Source organism: Micromonospora sp. URMC 105, from assembly GCF_051386295.1.
GTDB lineage: Bacteria > Actinomycetota > Actinomycetes > Mycobacteriales > Micromonosporaceae > Micromonospora.
The window spans coordinates 1-16,220 of the sequence record NZ_JBPQTL010000036.1 but is presented as its reverse complement, the minus strand read 5'-3'; the positions used below and the strand labels follow the sequence as shown (position 1 = coordinate 16,220).

Genomic DNA, 16,220 nt, shown 5'->3' with positions numbered 1-16,220 from the left:
TGCCGCGGGTTTGACCCGTTCTGTCCTGGGCACCGGTTCGACCAGCCGATGTGAGGGAGAGTCCGATGTCCAGTGACCCGACCGATGTCGCCGACGCCCGCCGCCGGGTGACCGAGCTGATCCGCCGCGCCCGGATCTGCATGCTGACCACCACCGGAGTGGACGGCCGGCTGGTGAGCCGGCCGATGGGGCTGCAGGAGGCCGAGTTCGACGGCGACCTGTGGTTCTTCGCCTACGCCAACTCCGCCAAGGTGCGCCAGATCCGGGTCAACCCGGAGGTGAACGTCGCCTTCTCCGACCAGAAGCACCACTGCTGGGTGTCGCTCTCCGGCACCGCGCAGGAGGGCTACGACCGGGCCCGGGCCGAGCGGCTGTGGACCCCGATCCTGAAGACCTGGTTCCCGGACGGCGTGGACACCCCCGGCCTGACCCTGATCAAGGTGCACGCCGGCTCCGCCGAGTACTGGGACTCACCGGGCGGCGCGGTGGTCAACCTGCTCGGGTTCGCCAGGGCGGCGGTCACCGGCAGGCCGCCGAGGGTGGGCGAGAACCGCGAGGTCAGCTACTGACCGGTAGCCGGTTCGGCGGATGGGACGGGCCGGGGTGCGGTGTCGGCGGACCCCCGCGCCGACTACAGTGCGCAGTGACGGCCCGCCCCGGGCCGGCAACGGCGCCGATGGTCTGATCTGACACATATCCTGGGGCTTATCCGGGCTTCACCCTGATCCTCCAGGAGGATGAGCAGATCATGCGTATCGGCGTGCTCACCGGCGGCGGCGACTGCCCAGGTCTCAACGCGGTCATTCGGGCGGTGGTCCGCAAGGGCGTCGCCACCTACGGTCACGAGTTCGTGGGCTTCCAGGACGGGTGGAAGGGCCCGCTGGAGGGCCTGTCCAGGCCGCTGGGCATCGCGGAGGTCCGCGGCATCCTGCCGCGCGGCGGCACCATCCTCGGCTCGTCCCGGACCAACCCGTTCAAGATCGAGAACGGCGTCGAGCGCATCAAGGAGAACCTCGCCGCCCAGGGCGTCGACGCCCTGATCGCGATCGGCGGCGAGGACACCCTCGGCGTGGCCACCAAGCTGCACGAGCTGGGCGTCAACGTGATCGGCGTGCCGAAGACCATCGACAACGACCTCGGCGCCACCGACTACACCTTCGGCTTCGACACCGCGGTCAACATCGCGATGGAGGCCATCGACCGGCTGCACACCACCGCCGAGAGCCACCACCGCACCCTGGTGGTCGAGGTCATGGGCCGGCACGCCGGCTGGATCGCCCTGCACGCCGGCCTCGCCGGTGGCGCCAACGTGATCCTGCTGCCGGAGCGGCAGTTCGACGTCGACCAGGTCGCCGGCTACGTCGAGAAGCGCTTCCAGCACCAGTACGCCCCGATCGTGGTGGTCGCCGAGGGCGCCCAGCCGCTCGACGGGCAGATGATCCTGCACAACCAGGAGCTCGACTCGTTCGGCCACGTCCGCCTCGGCGGCATCGGCCAGTGGCTCGCCGAGCAGCTGGAGGCCAAGACCGGCAAGGAGGCCCGCACGGTCGTGCTCGGCCACATCCAGCGCGGCGGCACCCCGACCGCCTTCGACCGGGTGCTCGCCACCCGGCTCGGCCTGCAGGCGATCGACGCCGTGCACGAGGGCGACTGGGGCAAGATGGTCGCGATGCAGAGCACCGACATCGTCCGGGTGCCGCTGGCCGAGGCCACGGCCGAGCTGAAGACCGTGCCGCTGGAGCGGTACGCCGAGGCCGAGGTCTTCTTCGGCAGCTGATCGCTGGGACCGGCGGCGCGGCCTGCTGCCGCCCCCCCCCCCCCCCCCCCCCCCCCCCCCGCCCCGTCCCGCCCCGCGTCGACGTCCCGTCGATCCAGGGCGTTGCTGTTCGCGAGGATCATCAGACGACGATTCGCCCTGGACCGACGGACGGACCGGAGGTACGGGCGGGGCGGGAGGAGAGCCGGGATGGCGGCTAGGCACACCGTGGCGGTGATCGGCGCCGGCAAGATCGGCGAGTTGATGCTCTCCGGGCTGCTGCGCTCCGGCTGGCCGGTGGAGCGGCTGCTGGCCACCGCCCGGCGTCCGGCCCGCGCCGAGGAGCTGACCGCCCGCTACGGCGTACGGGTGGTCGACAACCTCACCGCGGTCGAGGAGGCGGCGGTGCTGGCGGTCTCCGTCAAGCCGCAGGACGCGGCGACCCTGCTCGACGAGATCGGCCCCAAGGTCCCGGCGGACAAGCTGGTCATCTCGCTCTGCGCCGGCCTGCCCACCACCTTCTTCGCCCGCCGGCTGCCCGAGGGCACCCCGGTGGTCCGGGTGATGACCAACACCCCGGCCCTGGTCGACCAGGCGATGACCGCCATCTCGGCCGGCGCGCACGCCACCGGCGCGCACCTGGCGCTGGCCGAGGAGATGTTCACCCCGCTCGGCGCCACCATCCGGGTGCCCGAGTCCCAGCAGGACGCGGTCACCGCGCTCTCGGGTTCCGGACCCGCGTACTTCTACCTGCTGGTCGAGGCCATGATCGACGCGGGCATCCTGCTCGGCCTGCCCCGGCAGGTGGCGCACGAGCTGATCGTGCAGACCGCGATCGGCTCGGCGGTGATGCTGCGCGACTCCGGCGAGCACCCGGTGAAGCTGCGCGAGGCGGTCACCTCGCCGGCCGGCACCACCATCTCGGCGATCCGGGAGCTGGAGAAGCACGGCGTGCGCGCGGCGCTGCTCGCCGCCCTCGAGGCGGCCCGCGACCGGGCCCGCGAGCTGGCCGCCCAGGCCGACTGAGACCCGCCGGGGGCACCGGGCCGCGGCCGGCCTGTTCAGGGCGCGAGCCCAGGCATGCCGGCCGTGCTCGGCCGCCGTCTCAGGTCGGTCGGGAGCGGTCCCGGTGGCCCATACTGGCCGGGTGTTCACACTCGCCCAGGCCCGGCACCTGGTGGCCACCCTGCGTCCCCGCGTCGACGAGCTGATCCGGCTCCGCGCCGACCTCGCCGAACTCCGCGCCGACCTGGCGGGCCCGGGTGTCTCGGCGCTCGGCGGCCGGGCCGAGGTGAAGGCGCTGGAGGCGCGGCTGCACGCCGTGCTGGAGGAGCTGAACGGCCACGACATCCAGATCAAGGGCATCGCCCCGGTGCTGCTGGACTTCCCCGGCGAACGCGACGGCCGGGCGGTGCTCTGGTGCTGGCTGGAGGGGGACACCGACGTGCGCTGGTACCACCGGACCGAGTGCGGCTTCGCCGGCCGCCGACCGGTCTGACGCCCTACCGCTCTGCAGCGTCCGCTGAGTCGTTCACGTCATCAGCTCCACAGCGTCCGGACGAGCGCCCTGCCGTCGTTGTCCAGGCCAAAGGAAGCCCGCCGATGCCCGTCAGCCGGCCGCCGAGCGGGGCAGCGGGTTCCTCGGCGCCTCGGCGACCGCGAAGACCACCACGTTGTCCCGGTAGTGGCCGGTGCGCCGGTCGAAGTCGCCGCCGCAGGTGACCAGTCGCAGCTCCGGGCCGGGGGTGGGACCGTAGACCCGCGCGGTGGGGAAGGCGTCCTTGCGGGTGCGCAGCGACCCGGTGACCCGGAATAAGACCGGCCGCTCGCCGCGCCGGACCTCGATCCGGTCGCCCGCGCGCAGCTCCCCGAGGCGGGCGAAGACGGCCGGCCCCCGGCGGGAGTCGAGATGGCCGGCGATCACCGCGGGCCCCGGGTCGCCCGGTGCGGGGCCGCCGCCGTACCAGCCCGCGCGGTCGTGGTCGGCCGGCGGCACCAGTTCACCGGCCGGGTCCAGCCCGAGCACCGCGAGGTCGGCGTCGACGCCGATCCGCGCGACGCGTACCCGGGTGGGTGGACCGTGCGGCGCACGCGGCGGGGCGGCGGTCGTGGCGCAACCGTCGGCGCAGCCGGGCCGCCAGCTCGCCGGTGGCACCGGCCGGGCCTCGCCGGCCAGCCCGCCCCCGGTGCCGGCGGCGAGGCAGGCCGCCACGCCGGCCGCGACCAGCGCGCCCAGCGGCGCCCGCCGGTCGCGGTGCCGCCGGATCGCGAAGCCGGGCCGGGTGGTCACCAGACCGGCCGCCGCCGGCGCCGCACCAGCAGCGCCGCCCCGACCACCACGGCCGCCGCGAGCAGGCCGCCGGCGATCATCGGGTACGCCCCGAGCCCGCGCCCGGCCAGCCCGCCGGCCCCGGCCGGCACCCCGCCGGCGGGGGCGACCACCCCGCCCCGGGCGTCCTCGCGCAGCTCGGTGGCGAGTCCGCCGCGCTCGGCGTCCAGCACCAGCAGCGAGTAGACCCGGCCGCCGTCGAGGGTGACCTCGGCGTTCGTGGTCGGGCCGTGGTCGCCGCCCAGCCGCAGCCGCCAGCGTCCCGGCTCGACCTCGCGGTAGTCGGTGGTGGTGGCGAAGCGGACCGCGTCGGCGATGGCCGGTCCGTCGGTCGCCGCGACGTCGATCACCGGTGCCCGCACCGACGCCTGCACCACGCGGAGCTTGGCCTGCCCGGGCGGCGGGGCGCTGAGGTCGTCGACGAGCACCCGCAGGCCGAGGTCGGCGTGCCGGCCCACCCCGGCCACCGTGTACGCCGCGCCGGCGTCGACGGCCACCTCGGTGGTGAGCACCGGCGGCTGGTCGGCCGGTGCGCCCGCCTCGCGCATCGCCACCGCGTAGCGGCCGGCGGGCAGGGTCAGGTACTCGGAGACCACGCCGTAGCCGACGGCGGGGAAGACCCGGGGTTCGGCCGCGCCCGGCGCGGAGAGGTAGACGTCCACGGCGGGCGTGTCGGGGGAGAGGTGCGCGAGGCGTACGTACCCGACATCCGGTGCGGTGGCGGCCCGGGCGGGCGGCGTGACGGCGGCGGTCAGTGCCGCGCCGAGCAGCAGCGCCCCGGCGGCGGCGACGAGTCGGCGGGGCACATTACGGAGCGTGGACATGTCGCCTCCGAAGTGTCAGGGAACCGGGGGTAGAGTCTCGCGGGCGGGACCTCGGCGCAACCATGGGCGGGCGTGTCGCCGCGTGTCCGATCGCCGGGGATCGGCTGCCCGGCCGGGCCGGCCCGGTGCGGTACCGTCCGAGGATGATCAAGGTGCGGCGGGCCGGACCGGAGGACGCGGCGGAGATCGTCCGGCTGCGCGGGGTGATGCTGGCGTCGATGGAGGGTGCGGAGCCGGCGCCCGGGCCGTGGCAGCCGGCCGCCCGGGAGGTGTTGCGCGAACGGCTCGCCGACCCGGCGGAGCTGATGGCCGTGTACGTGGTGGACGCTCCCGACCGGCCCGGCGTGCTCGCCGCCTGCGCGACCGGCACCATCGAGCGCCGCCTGGGCGGACCGGGCAACCCCAGCGGCCTGACCGGGTACGTCTTCAACGTCGTCACCGACGCGGAGTACCGGCGGCGCGGCTACTCCCGGGCTTGCCTGACCGGGCTGCTCGACTGGTACCGGGACCGGGGCGTACGCAAGATCGATCTGCGGGCGTCGATGGCCGGCGAGCCGCTCTACCGCTCGCTCGGCTTCCGGGACACCCCGGGCCCCACCCTGCGCCTGAGCCTGCCCGCTCCGTCCTGAGGAGTCACCGTGTTCGCCCTGCCGTTGACCGCGATCGCCGAGTTGCGACCGCTGTCGCCCTGGCACGCGGAGGAGTTCCTCTCCCACCTGGACCGGGCCCGGGAGCACATCTCGCCCTGGGTGGGGGCGTCCTTCGTGGCCACCGACCTCGACTCGGCCCGTGCCGTGCTGCGCCGCTACGCCGAGCTGTGGGCCCGTGACGCCGGCGGCATCTGGGGCATCTGGGCCGACGGCGTCCTGGTCGGCGGGGTGATGTTCGTGTCGTTCGACGCCGCGCTCGGTGTCTGCGAGGCGGGCTGCTGGCTGGAGCCGGCGGCCGAGGGCCGGGGGCTGGTCACCCGCGCGGTCGGCCGGATCGTCGACTGGGCGGTCGGCGAGCGGGGCATCCGGCGGGTGGAGTGGCGCACCAACGCCGACAACGCGCGCAGCATCGCCGTGGCCCGGCGGCTGGGCATGCGCCGCGACGGCACGCTGCGGCAGCTCTATCCGGGGCCGGCCGGGCGGATCGACATCGAGGTCTGGTCGGTGCTCGCCGACGAGTGGCGCTCCCCGGCCTGACCGGGCCCCGCCTGCCGGCCGCGGTGGCCGGTGCCGCGCAACCCGGGTCGCGTGGCACCGGCCAGGCCGGTCGGCTCAGGCCGGCAGGACCTTCTCGATGCCGGCCCGCAGCTCGGCGGCGTCCGGGGTGACCGTGGGGGCGAACCGGGCGGCGACCGTGCCGTCCGGCGCGACGAGGAACTTCTCGAAGTTCCACCGCACGTCCCCGGTGTGCCCCTCGGCGTCGGGGGTGGCGACCAGCTCCGCGTAGAGCGGGTGCCGGGCCGGGCCGTTGACGTCGACCTTCTCGGTCAGCGGGAACGTCACGCCGTAGTTGACCTGACAGAACTCGCCGATCTCGTCGGCCGTGCCCGGCTCCTGCCCGGCGAACTGGTTGGACGGCACCCCGAGCACGACCAGACCGCGGTCGGCGTAGTTGGTGTACAGCTCCTGGAGCCCGGCGTACTGCGGGGTCAGGCCGCAGCGCGAGGCCACGTTCACCACCAGCAGCGCCTTGCCCCGGTATGCGGCCAGGTCGGCCGGGCCGCCGGTCAGGGCGTCGATCTCGATGTCGAAGACGGTCATGCCGCGAGGCTACGCGTCCCGGCCGGTGTCTCGTCGCGGCCCACGGCAAATCGATAAATGCACATCTTGACGAAGTGATGACAGCGTGAGTAGCGTCTCCCCATCTTCTGGAAAGTTTCCTAACTGTTGGAGGAGGTGCCACATGAACAGATCGCTCCGCCGCGCCCTCTGGGCCGGCGCCGTGGTCGCGCTGACCGTCGCTGCGGTGCCGGTGACCTCGGCGTTCGGCGCCGGCAGCGTGACCGCCACGTTCGCCAAGGCGCAGGACTGGGGGACCGGCCACGAGACGCGGGTGACCGTCGCCAACGGCTCCAGCACCGGCGTCGACACCTGGCGCATCGAGTTCGACCTGCCGGCGGGCACCACCATCAGCAGCTCCTGGGACGCCGACGTCACCAGCAGCGGCAACCACTACGTCGCGGTCAAGAAGAGCTGGGCGGGCCCGCTCGCCCCCGGCGCCAGCATCAGCTGGGGCTACAACGGCACCGGGGCGTACAAGGCGCCGCTGAACTGCACCATCAACGGCGCACCGTGCGGTGGCGGCACCCCGCCGCCCACCACGCCGCCGCCCACCACCACGCCACCGCCGACGACCCCGCCGCCCACCACTCCGCCGCCCACCACGCCGCCCCCGACCGGGGACAAGAAGATCGTCGGCTACTTCGCCGAGTGGGGCGTCTACCAGCGCAACTACCACGTCAAGAACATCCAGACCAGCGGCTCGGCCGCCAAGCTGACCCACATCCTGTACGCCTTCGGCAACACCACCGGCGGGCGCTGCACCATCGGTGACAGCTACGCGGCGTACGACAAGGCGTACACCGCGGCCGACAGCGTCGACGGCGTCGCCGACACCTGGGACCAGCCGCTGCGCGGCAACTTCAACCAGCTGCGCAAGCTCAAGAAGTTGAACCCGCACCTGAAGGTGATCTGGTCCTTCGGCGGCTGGACCTGGTCGGGTGGCTTCACCCAGGCCGCGCAGAACCCCGCCGCGTTCGCCGACAGCTGTCACGCCCTCGTGGAGGACCCGCGCTGGGCGGACGTCTTCGACGGCATCGACGTCGACTGGGAGTACCCGAACGCCTGCGGCCTCTCCTGTGACACCAGCGGCCCGAACGCCTTCAAGAACGTGGTCAGCGCGCTGCGGTCGAAGTTCGGCTCGTCGGCCCTGGTCACCGCCGCGATCACCGCGGACGGCAGCAACGGCGGCAAGATCGACGCCACCGACTACGCCGGGGCCTCGTCGTACCTCAACTGGATCATGCCGATGACGTACGACTACTTCGGCGCCTTCAACGCGCAGGGCCCCACCGCCCCGCACTCCCCGCTCTACTCCTACACCGGCATCCCGCAGCAGGGCTTCAACTCCGACGCGGCGATCCAGAAGCTGAAGAGCAAGGGCATCCCGGCCAACAAGCTGCTGCTCGGCATCGGCTTCTACGGCCGGGGCTGGACCGGCGTCACCCAGACCGCACCGGGCGGCACCGCCACCGGTCCCGCGCCGGGCACCTACGAGCAGGGCATCGAGGACTACAAGGTCCTGAAGAACACCTGCCCGGCCACCGGCACCATCGCCGGCACGGCGTACGCCAAGTGCGGCAGCAACTGGTGGAGCTACGACACCCCGTCCACCATCGGCGGCAAGATGACCTACGCGAAGAACCAGGGCCTCGGTGGTGCCTTCTTCTGGGAGCTCTCCGGTGACACCGGCAACGGCGAGCTGATCGGCGCCATCAAGGGCGGTCTCGGCTGAGCCGAGTGCCGACGCACCACCCACAAGGCGGGGAGGGACACCCACGGTCCCTCCCCGCCCCGCGTGCGCTCACCGCCCCGCGGCCCGCTCCCGGTGCTCGCGGGGCGACATCCCGTACCGGGCGCGGAAGGCCCGGCTGAAGTGGGCCCGGTCGCGGAACCCGCACCGCGCGGCCACCTCGTGCACGGCCAGGTCGCGCAGCCGGGGATCGGCCAGGTCGCGCAGGCAGCGCTCCAGGCGGCGGGCGCGGATGAGACCGGCGACCGTGGTGCCGCTGCCCTCGAAGAGCCGGTGCAGCGCACGCAGCGACAGGTGGTGCGCCGCGGCCACCGCGGCCGGGTCCAGCTCCGGATCGGCCAGGTGCGACCGCACGAACGCCTCGATCCGGGTACGCAGGCCGGTGACGCGGACCTCCACCGGCAGGGCGTGTTCGTCGTCGAGCCGGCCGGCCAGGGTGCCGGCGATCAGGGCCAGCGCGACCTGGTCGAGGTGGGCGGCGTCGCCCGGCGCGTACTGCTCGGGATGGTCGACGACCTGGCGCAGGAAGCGGGCCAGCAGCAGCCCCATCCCCGTGTCGGCGGGCAGCTCGGCGGCGAGCAGCCGCTCGATCCGGTGCGCCGGGATCGGCAGCGCCGCGTGGGGCACCAGCGCGGTCAGCGTGCGCAGCGGGCCGGCGGTCCCCTCGGCCCGGTGCGACGAGCCGTGCGGGCGGACGGTGTCGACCAGATTGAAACCGGACGGGACGAGCGGCGCCTGGCGCCGCTGCTGCGACATCGCGCCGTGCCCGGACAGCGGCAGGGCCAGCTGGTACAGCTCGGGATCGGTGCTGCGGATCATCCGGCGCGCCCGGTCCAGCTCCAGCGAGGGGTAGCGCCACCCGCCGAGCCGGACCACGCCGAGGTCGACCACCCGCGCCGAGGCGGTGAAGTCGGCGGCGTGATCACTGCTGATCCGGGCCGGCGCCGACTCCCGGGCGACCAGGTCCTGCCAGAAGTCGAACCGCTCGGCCGGGGGCAGCCACGCGGTGTCGACCGACGCCACGGGAAGGATGGCGTCACCTCCTGCGCTGCCGGGGGCGGCTGGTTCATCGCCCGTCCATGATTGTGAATGATGTGCCCGAGGTCATGGGCATGACGGCATGGTATGCAGCCTTGTCGATGTGACAGACTCGCCGCTCGGCATCTGGTGATGTCCGCAGCGAGGGGAGGACCCATGCGCTCGAGGCACCGCGCCGCCGGCGTCGCCGCGCTGGCACTGCTGCCGCTGTCCCTGCTCGGCTGCGGGATCGGCGGGGACGACGACGCCGGCTCCGGCCCCGCCGTCGGGCGCGCCCCCGCCGAGGAGGCGGCCGGCAAGTCCCGCGAGCGGGTACAGGCCTACCTCGACGCGATGACCGCCAAGGACGTCGCGGCCGGCCGCAGCCAGCTCTGCGCCCCGATGCAGGAGGCCTTCGACGCGGCGGCCACCGGCCCGAACGGTGACTTCGCCGACCACTTCGAGGTGCCCAAGGCGACCATCACCGACGTCCGCTCCGGCCCGCGCGGGCAGGAGGTCAGCGCCACCGTGACCGTTTCGGTCGGTGCCCGCGACGTGACCCGGCCGCTGCTGTTCACCGTCACCCGCAGCGGCGCCGACTGGTGCATCTCGGGCGAAGCACCCGGCGGGCACACTCCGGAGCCGTCGGTCAGCCCCTGACCCTCCCATCTGCCGGAACCGTCACCCTCGACGGCGGGTCGCCCCGACCGTCGCCGTACGCTTTCTCTCATGCGCCATGAGTGGCATCAGCTGAGCTACCCCGCCGTGAGCAGCCCCGGGCTGCAGACCAGCCGACCCACCGTCGACTCCGCCGAGGACGCGGCCCTCGGCCTGGACCGCTGGCGGGACCTGCCCCGGGCGCAGACCCCGCCCTGGCCCGACCCGGCCCAGGTGGCCGAGGTCTGCAAGGTGCTCGACGTCGTTCCCTCGGTGGTCGCGCCCTACGAGGTCGACCAGCTCCGGCAGCGCCTCGCGCTGGTCTGCGAGGGCAAGGCGTTCCTCCTGCAGGGCGGCGACTGCGCCGAGACCTTCGCCGACAACACCGAGAGCCACCTGCTGGCCAACGCCCGCACCCTGCTCCAGATGGCGATCGTGCTCACCTACGGCGCGTCCCTGCCGGTGGTCAAGGTCGCCCGGGTCGCCGGCCAGTACACCAAGCCCCGGTCCCTGCCGACCGACGCCCGCGGCCTGCCCGCGTACCGGGGCGACATGATCAACGCCCTGGAGGCCACGCCGGAGGCGCGCGTCGCCGACCCGCAGCGCATGATCCGGGCGTACGCGAACTCGGCCGCCGCGATGAACATGCTCCGCGCGTACCTGGCCGGCGGGCTGGCCGACCTGCACGCCGTGCACGACTGGAACAAGGGCTTCGTCAAGAACTCCCCGGCCGGCGAGCGCTACGAGGCGATCGCCCGGGAGATCGACCGGGCGCTGGCCTTCATCCGCGCCTGCGGGATGACCGAGGACGAGGCGCTGCGCACCGTCACCCTCTACTGCTCCCACGAGGCCCTGGCCCTGGAGTACGACCGGGCGCTCACCCGGGTCTCCGACCGCCGGGCGTACGGGCTGTCCGGGCACTTCCTCTGGATCGGCGAGCGGACCAGGCAGATCGACGGGGCGCACATCGACTTCATCTCCCGCATCGCCAACCCGATCGGCGTCAAACTGGGCCCGACCACCAGCCCGGACGAGGCCATCGAGCTCTGCGAGAAGCTCAACCCGGACAACGTTCCCGGCCGGCTCACCCTGATCAGCCGGATGGGCAACCACAAGGTCCGCGACGCGCTGCCGCCGATCGTGGCCAAGGTGACCGCCGCCGGCGCCAAGGTCGTCTGGCAGTGCGACCCGATGCACGGCAACACCCACGAGTCGTCCAACGGCTACAAGACCCGGCACTTCGACCGGATCGTCGACGAGGTGCTCGGCTACTTCGAGGTGCACCGCGGCCTGGACACCCACCCGGGCGGCCTGCACGTCGAGTTGACCGGCGAGGACGTCACCGAGTGCCTCGGCGGCGCCCAGGGCATCGAGGACCTCGACCTGCCCGACCGGTACGAGACCGCCTGCGACCCGCGACTGAACACCCAGCAGTCGCTGGAGCTGGCCTTCCTGGTGGCCGAGATGCTCCGTGGCTGACGCGAGGAGTGAGCTTGCGAGCCCCGCAGTCGGCAGCCGAAAGGATGACTGTGGCTGAGCGTTTCATCGACCTGCGGTCCGACACGGTGACCCGGCCCACCGCCGGAATGCGGGAGGCGATGGCCACCGCCGAGGTCGGCGACGACGTCTACGGCGAGGACCCGACCGTCGCCGCGCTGGAGGCCGAGGTCGCCGCGCTCTTCGGGCACGAGGCGGCGCTGTTCGCCCCGACCGGCTCGATGGCCAACCAGATCGCCCTGCAGCTCGTCGTGCCCCCCGGCGACGAGTTGCTCTGCGACGCCGACGCGCACGTCGTCACGTACGAGATCGGTGCCGCCGCCGCGTACGGCGGAATCTCCTCGCGGACCTGGTCGGCGGCGGGCGCGGACATCGACCCGCACGTGGTCGCCGGCATGGTCCGGCCCGACGGTTACTTCGCGGTGCCGACCCGGGCGATCGCCGTCGAGCAGACCCACAACCGGGGCGGCGGCGGGGTGATCCCGCTGGCCACGCTGCGCGAGCTGCGCCGGGTCGCCGACGAGCACGGGCTGGCGCTGCACTGCGACGGCGCGCGGATCTGGCACGCCCACGTCGCCGACGGGGTGCCGCTGGCCGGGTACGGCGCGCTCTTCGACACCCTGTCGGTCTGCCTGTCCAAAGGGCTCGGCGCCCCGGTCGGCTCGCTGGTGGTCGGCAGCGCCGAGAAGATCGAGCGGGCCCGGTTCCTCCGCAAGCGGATGGGCGGGGGCATGCGCCAGGTCGGCGTCCTCGCCGCCGCCGGCCGGTACGCGCTGGCCCACCACGTCACCCGGCTGGCGGAGGACCACGCGAAGGCCGCCCGGCTGGCCGAGGCGGTGGCCCCGTTCGGGGTGCTGGCCGCGCCGGTCCGGACGAACCTGGTCCCGTTGGACCTGACCAAGCACCCGCTGGACGCGAAGGCCCTCGCCGCCGCCGCCCGCGCCGAGGGGCTCCTGGTCTCGGTGCTCGGCCCGCGCACCGCCCGCCTGGTCACCCACCTGGACGTCGACGACGCGGACATCGACCGCGCCGCGCAGATCCTCCCCACCCTCCTGCGCGCCTGACCCACCTCCCGGCTCCCCGCCTCAGCCCTGTTGATCAAGAAGTTTGTGTCCGGATCCGGCTCGGAACTGACGCAAACTTCTTGATCAACGAGGCGAGACCCGGCGCAACCGAGGCAGGCCGGTGGGTCAGGGGTGGAGGCGTTTGAGGGTGGCGATGTCGGCGGCATGGCCCTCGTGCTTCTCCGTGGGGGTCTCCACCACCACGGGGACGCCGGCGGTGGCCGGGTGGGCCATCAGCTCGGCGAACGCGGGCTCGCCGATGCTGCCCTTGCCGATGCTCTCGTGCCGGTCCCGGGTGGAACCGCAGAGGTCCTTGGAATCGTTGGCGTGCACCAGCCGCAGCCGGTCCGCCCCCACGGTCGCCACCAGGGTGTCCAGGGTCGCCGTCATGCCGCCCTCGGCGGCCAGGTCGTGCCCGGCCGCCCAGGCGTGGCAGGTGTCGAAGCAGACCCCCAGGCCCGGGTGCCGCTCCACCGCGTCCAGGTAGGGGCCCAGCTGCTCGACCCGGGAGGCCAGCGAGCGGCCGCCGCCCGCGCTCGGCTCGACCAGCAGCATCGGCCCGCCGGCCGCCGCCGCCTCGTCCAGCAGCGGCAGCAGCGTCTCGCGGACCTGCCGCATGGCGGTCTCGGCGTACCCCGCGTCGACCGCGCTGCCCGCGTGGAACACCACTCCCCGGGCGCCGATCGCCCGGCCCCGGCGCAGCGCGTGCGCCAGGGTCTCCGCCGACCGCTGCACCGTCGCCTCGGTCGGGGAGCCGAGGTTGACCAGCAGCGAGGCGTGGATGAAGACCGGTACGCCCCGCTCGGCGCAGCCGTCGGCGAAGAGCGCGTCCTGGGCCGGGTCGCCGGCCGGCAGCGCCCACCCGCGCGAGTTGGAGACGTAGACCTGCACCACCTCGGAGCCGGCCGCGTCGACGTACGGCAGGGCCGCCCGGGCCAGGCCGCCCGAGGTAGGAGTGTGCGAGCCGACCGGTCGCCTGGTCACAGGCACCCGATCGTGACCGGTGTCGCCGGCGGCACCGGGGAGTTCTCCGGCGGGTTCTGGAACCGGACGATCCCGTTCGGGTTGAACTGCACGGTCACCGGGAAGCCCTGGCTCTCCAGCTGCTGCTTGGCCTGCGGGCACGGCAGGTCGACGACCCGCGGCATGATCACCTGGGCCGGCCCCTTGCTGACATCGAGCCGGACCTGGGCGCCCTTCTCGACCCCGGTGCCGTTGGCCGGGCTCTGCCCGAGGATCTCGTCCTTCGGCTTGTCCGAGTCCTTGTACGTCTCCACCGGCACCAGACCGAGCTGGGCCAGCGTGGTCCGCGCCTCCGCGAGGTTCTTGCCGAGCAGGTTCGGCACGGTGATCGGAGCCCGGCCCTTGCTCAGGATGACGGTGATCTTCGTACCCGGCTTGACCTCGGCGCCGACCTCCGGGTTGGTCGCCAGCACCACCCCGGCCGGCAGGTCGTCGTCGTAGCGCGGGGTGCCCTTGGCCACCACCAGCTTCGCGCCGGTCAGCTCCGCCTCGGCCAGCTCGAACTCCTTGCCCACCACGTCCGGCACCGGGAACCGCTCCGGGCCCAGCGAGAGGGTGAGCGTGATGGTGCCGCCCTTGAGGATCTTGGCAGCCGAGACCGGGTCCTGCGCCACCACGCTGTCGCGGGGGGTCTGCTCGTCGTAGCGCGGCTCGGCGTAGGCCAGGGTGAAGCCGGCCTTGTCCGCCTGCGCCTGCGCCTGCGCCTTGCTCAGGCTCACCAGCTCCGGGGCGACCGTGTAGCGGCCCACCCCGACCCACCAGCCGCCCATCGCGGCGAGCAGGCCGAGCGCCACCACCGCGGCGGCGATCGAGAGCCGGCCCCGCGGGCTGCCCATCACCCGGGTGCGCAGCGCCGCGAGCCGCGCCTTCAGGTCCGACTCGGGGGCGGCCCGGCGGCGGTGCCGCTGCTGGCCCCCCTCGGGCAGCCGGGCCCAGGTGGGCCGCTCGGCCGGGCGGACCGCCGCCACGACCATGGTCGGCTGGGCCACCGGCGAGTTCTCGTCGCCCACCGGGCGCAGCACGGCGGTGTGCGCGTTCGGGTTGCCCAGGTCGTCCCGGGCCACCTGCACCTCGGCCAGCAGGGCGCCGGCGTCGGACGGGCGCGCGCCCGGGTCGCGCCGGGTGGCCCGCGCGACCAGGTCGTCGAGCGCCGTGGGCAGCGCGGGCACCAGGGTCGACGGCGCCGGTACGTCCCGGTCGACGTGCTGCCAGGCCACATCCACCGGCCGGTCCCCGTCGTACGGGACCCGCCCGGTGAGCATCTCGAACAGCACGATGCCAGCGGAGTAGACGTCGGTGCGCGGGTCGGCGTGCCCCTCGGTGACCAGTTCCGGCGCCACGTACGCGACGGTCGCCATCAGCTGGTTGCCGCTCTCCTCCTCGGAGCTGGCCTCGACCGCGCGTGCCAGGCCGAAGTCCGCGACCTTCACCACGCTGTCGACGAGGTTCGCCACCCCGCCGGTAGGCGCCTCGGCGACCAGCACGTTCTCCGGCTTCACGTCCCGGTGCACCAGCCCGGCCCGGTGCGCGGCGGCGATCGCGGCGAGCATCTGCTCCATGATCGCCAGCGCCTCGTCCGGGTTGAGCCGGCGCCGCTCGGCCAGCACGTCGCGCAGGGTGCGGCCGCGGACGTACTCCATCACCAGGTACGGCAGCCCGCCGTGGCTGCCCTGGTCGTAGACCGCCACCACGTTCGGGTGGGTCAGCCGGGCGATCGTCTTCGCCTCGTCGGTGAACCGCGCCATGAAGCCGGCGGCCCGGTTGCGGGCCTCCGACGCCTGGGACGGGTGAATGATTTTGACCGCCACGGTGCGCTCGAGGCGCTCGTCGGTGGCGGTGTACACGGTCGCCATGCCGCCGCGCGCGACGCGCCCGCGAATGCGGTAGCGCCCGTCGAGCAGCGAGCCCAGCAACGTGTCGGCGACCTGTGTGTCCATCGGCAGGCAGTCTATGTGTCCGGAGGGTGAAGGTTGAACAGGATGCTACAGCCGGTGGCCGATCCGATCCGTCCCGCCGCGCTGCCGCAGGCCAACCGGGGTGCCGCTGCACCCCGGCCCGGACGACGTGGCAGGGTGGTCGGGTGACCGATTCCGTACCCGCCGACCAGGCTTCCGGCGCCGCGCCCGCCGGCCCGACCGACTGGCTGACCCTGCCCGACGTGGCCGAGCGCCTCGACCTCTCGATCACCAAGATCCACCAGATGATCCGCGACCGGGAGTTGATCGCCGTCCGCCGCGACGGCGTCCGCCGGATCCCCGCCGACCTGGTGGCGAACAAGACGGTGCTCAAGCACCTGCCCGGCGTGCTGAACCTGCTGGCCGACGCCGGCTACGACGACGAGGCCGCCCTGCGCTGGCTCTACCAGCCCGACGACACCCTCACCGGCGGCACCGCCGCCGCCACCCTCGGCGGCGACCACGCCCGCGAGGTCAAACGCCGCGCCCAAGCCCTCGGCTTCTAACCCCCCGCCCCCGCCCCCCGGGCTCTCCGCGTTGATCATGAAGTTGGCGGCAGTCGTGGATCTCCTGACT

At 73.7% G+C, this 16,220-nt stretch carries 17 protein-coding genes; 11 read left to right on the top strand and 6 right to left on the bottom strand.

Features of this window, described 5'->3' with window-relative positions; all coding sequences use genetic code 11:
* The first annotated feature begins 65 nt into the window (after positions 1 to 65).
* The 4 genes from ACSNN7_RS14360 to ACSNN7_RS14345 all read left to right on the top strand — a co-directional run bounded on the left by ACSNN7_RS14360 (position 66) and on the right by ACSNN7_RS14345 (position 3,254).
* Complete coding sequence (locus ACSNN7_RS14360; RefSeq protein WP_436681246.1) at positions 66 to 569, top strand: pyridoxamine 5'-phosphate oxidase family protein; 504 nt, start codon at positions 66 to 68, stop codon at positions 567 to 569.
* Positions 570 to 748: 179 nt separating this feature from the next.
* Complete coding sequence (locus tag ACSNN7_RS14355) at positions 749 to 1,777, top strand: 6-phosphofructokinase (RefSeq protein ID WP_334450610.1); 1,029 nt, start codon at positions 749 to 751, stop codon at positions 1,775 to 1,777.
* 189 nt (positions 1,778 to 1,966) lie between these two features.
* Positions 1,967 to 2,782 carry a pyrroline-5-carboxylate reductase gene (proC, locus tag ACSNN7_RS14350; protein ID WP_436681245.1) on the top strand — a complete coding sequence of 272 codons (816 nt, stop codon included), beginning with the start codon at positions 1,967 to 1,969 and terminating at the stop codon, positions 2,780 to 2,782.
* Positions 2,783 to 2,903: 121 nt separating this feature from the next.
* Complete coding sequence (locus ACSNN7_RS14345) at positions 2,904 to 3,254, top strand: DUF2203 domain-containing protein (protein WP_436681244.1); 351 nt, start codon at positions 2,904 to 2,906, stop codon at positions 3,252 to 3,254.
* 111 nt (positions 3,255 to 3,365) lie between these two features.
* Here the strand turns inward: ACSNN7_RS14345 and ACSNN7_RS14340 are convergent, their stop codons facing one another.
* Both ACSNN7_RS14340 and ACSNN7_RS14335 read right to left on the bottom strand, forming a co-directional pair.
* Positions 3,366 to 4,046: a class F sortase gene (locus tag ACSNN7_RS14340; RefSeq protein WP_436681243.1), complete on the bottom strand. Its 681-nt coding sequence runs from the start codon at positions 4,044 to 4,046 to the stop codon at positions 3,366 to 3,368.
* Positions 4,043 to 4,909, bottom strand: coding sequence for a DUF4397 domain-containing protein (locus tag ACSNN7_RS14335; RefSeq protein ID WP_436681242.1), 867 nt, complete (start codon positions 4,907 to 4,909; stop codon positions 4,043 to 4,045). Before ACSNN7_RS14335 ends, ACSNN7_RS14340 begins: the two co-directional genes overlap by 4 nt.
* A 143-nt stretch (positions 4,910 to 5,052) precedes the next feature.
* Between ACSNN7_RS14335 and ACSNN7_RS14330 the strand changes: the two genes are divergently transcribed.
* Positions 5,053 to 5,538 carry a GNAT family N-acetyltransferase gene (locus tag ACSNN7_RS14330; protein ID WP_436681240.1) on the top strand — a complete coding sequence of 162 codons (486 nt, stop codon included), beginning with the start codon at positions 5,053 to 5,055 and terminating at the stop codon, positions 5,536 to 5,538.
* 9 nt (positions 5,539 to 5,547) lie between these two features.
* The gene (locus ACSNN7_RS14325; protein WP_436681239.1) at positions 5,548 to 6,096 is read left to right on the top strand and encodes a GNAT family N-acetyltransferase; all 549 of its coding nucleotides are present in this window, start codon (positions 5,548 to 5,550) and stop codon (positions 6,094 to 6,096) included.
* Positions 6,097 to 6,171: 75 nt separating this feature from the next.
* Here ACSNN7_RS14325 and ACSNN7_RS14320 read toward each other — a convergent pair whose 3' ends face one another.
* A complete protein-coding gene (locus tag ACSNN7_RS14320) occupies positions 6,172 to 6,660 on the bottom strand; it encodes a glutathione peroxidase (RefSeq protein WP_436681237.1) in 489 nt (162 codons plus the stop codon).
* A 142-nt stretch (positions 6,661 to 6,802) separates the two neighbouring features.
* Here ACSNN7_RS14320 and ACSNN7_RS14315 point away from each other — a divergent pair, with 142 nt between their 5' ends.
* Positions 6,803 to 8,413, top strand: coding sequence for a glycosyl hydrolase family 18 protein (locus ACSNN7_RS14315; RefSeq protein ID WP_436681236.1), 1,611 nt, complete (start codon positions 6,803 to 6,805; stop codon positions 8,411 to 8,413).
* Positions 8,414 to 8,482: 69 nt separating this feature from the next.
* Here ACSNN7_RS14315 and ACSNN7_RS14310 read toward each other — a convergent pair whose 3' ends face one another.
* On the bottom strand, positions 8,483 to 9,454 hold the full coding sequence (locus ACSNN7_RS14310) for a helix-turn-helix domain-containing protein (RefSeq protein ID WP_436681235.1): 972 nt from the start codon (positions 9,452 to 9,454) through the stop codon (positions 8,483 to 8,485).
* Positions 9,455 to 9,625: 171 nt separating this feature from the next.
* Here ACSNN7_RS14310 and ACSNN7_RS14305 point away from each other — a divergent pair, with 171 nt between their 5' ends.
* The 3 genes from ACSNN7_RS14305 (at position 9,626) to ACSNN7_RS14295 (ending at position 12,666) form a co-directional block, all read left to right on the top strand.
* Positions 9,626 to 10,108: a hypothetical protein gene (locus ACSNN7_RS14305; protein ID WP_436681234.1), complete on the top strand. Its 483-nt coding sequence runs from the start codon at positions 9,626 to 9,628 to the stop codon at positions 10,106 to 10,108.
* A 69-nt stretch (positions 10,109 to 10,177) separates the two neighbouring features.
* The gene (locus tag ACSNN7_RS14300) at positions 10,178 to 11,584 is read left to right on the top strand and encodes a class II 3-deoxy-7-phosphoheptulonate synthase (RefSeq protein WP_436681233.1); all 1,407 of its coding nucleotides are present in this window, start codon (positions 10,178 to 10,180) and stop codon (positions 11,582 to 11,584) included.
* Positions 11,585 to 11,628: 44 nt separating this feature from the next.
* On the top strand, positions 11,629 to 12,666 hold the full coding sequence (locus ACSNN7_RS14295) for a threonine aldolase family protein (RefSeq protein ID WP_436681232.1): 1,038 nt from the start codon (positions 11,629 to 11,631) through the stop codon (positions 12,664 to 12,666).
* A gap of 126 nt (positions 12,667 to 12,792) precedes the next feature.
* Here the strand turns inward: ACSNN7_RS14295 and ACSNN7_RS14290 are convergent, their stop codons facing one another.
* Both ACSNN7_RS14290 and pknB read right to left on the bottom strand, forming a co-directional pair.
* Positions 12,793 to 13,656 (bottom strand): deoxyribonuclease IV, encoded by an 864-nt coding sequence (locus ACSNN7_RS14290; protein ID WP_436681231.1) that lies wholly within the window; start codon positions 13,654 to 13,656, stop codon positions 12,793 to 12,795.
* Entirely contained in the window at positions 13,647 to 15,626 is a 1,980-nt protein-coding gene (gene pknB / locus ACSNN7_RS14285) for a Stk1 family PASTA domain-containing Ser/Thr kinase (RefSeq protein ID WP_436681229.1), read from the bottom strand. Before pknB ends, ACSNN7_RS14290 begins: the two co-directional genes overlap by 10 nt.
* 143 nt (positions 15,627 to 15,769) lie before the next feature.
* Between pknB and ACSNN7_RS14280 the strand changes: the two genes are divergently transcribed.
* On the top strand, positions 15,770 to 16,150 hold the full coding sequence (locus ACSNN7_RS14280; RefSeq protein WP_436681228.1) for an Rv2175c family DNA-binding protein: 381 nt from the start codon (positions 15,770 to 15,772) through the stop codon (positions 16,148 to 16,150).
* The last annotated feature ends 70 nt before the right edge of the window (positions 16,151 to 16,220 follow it).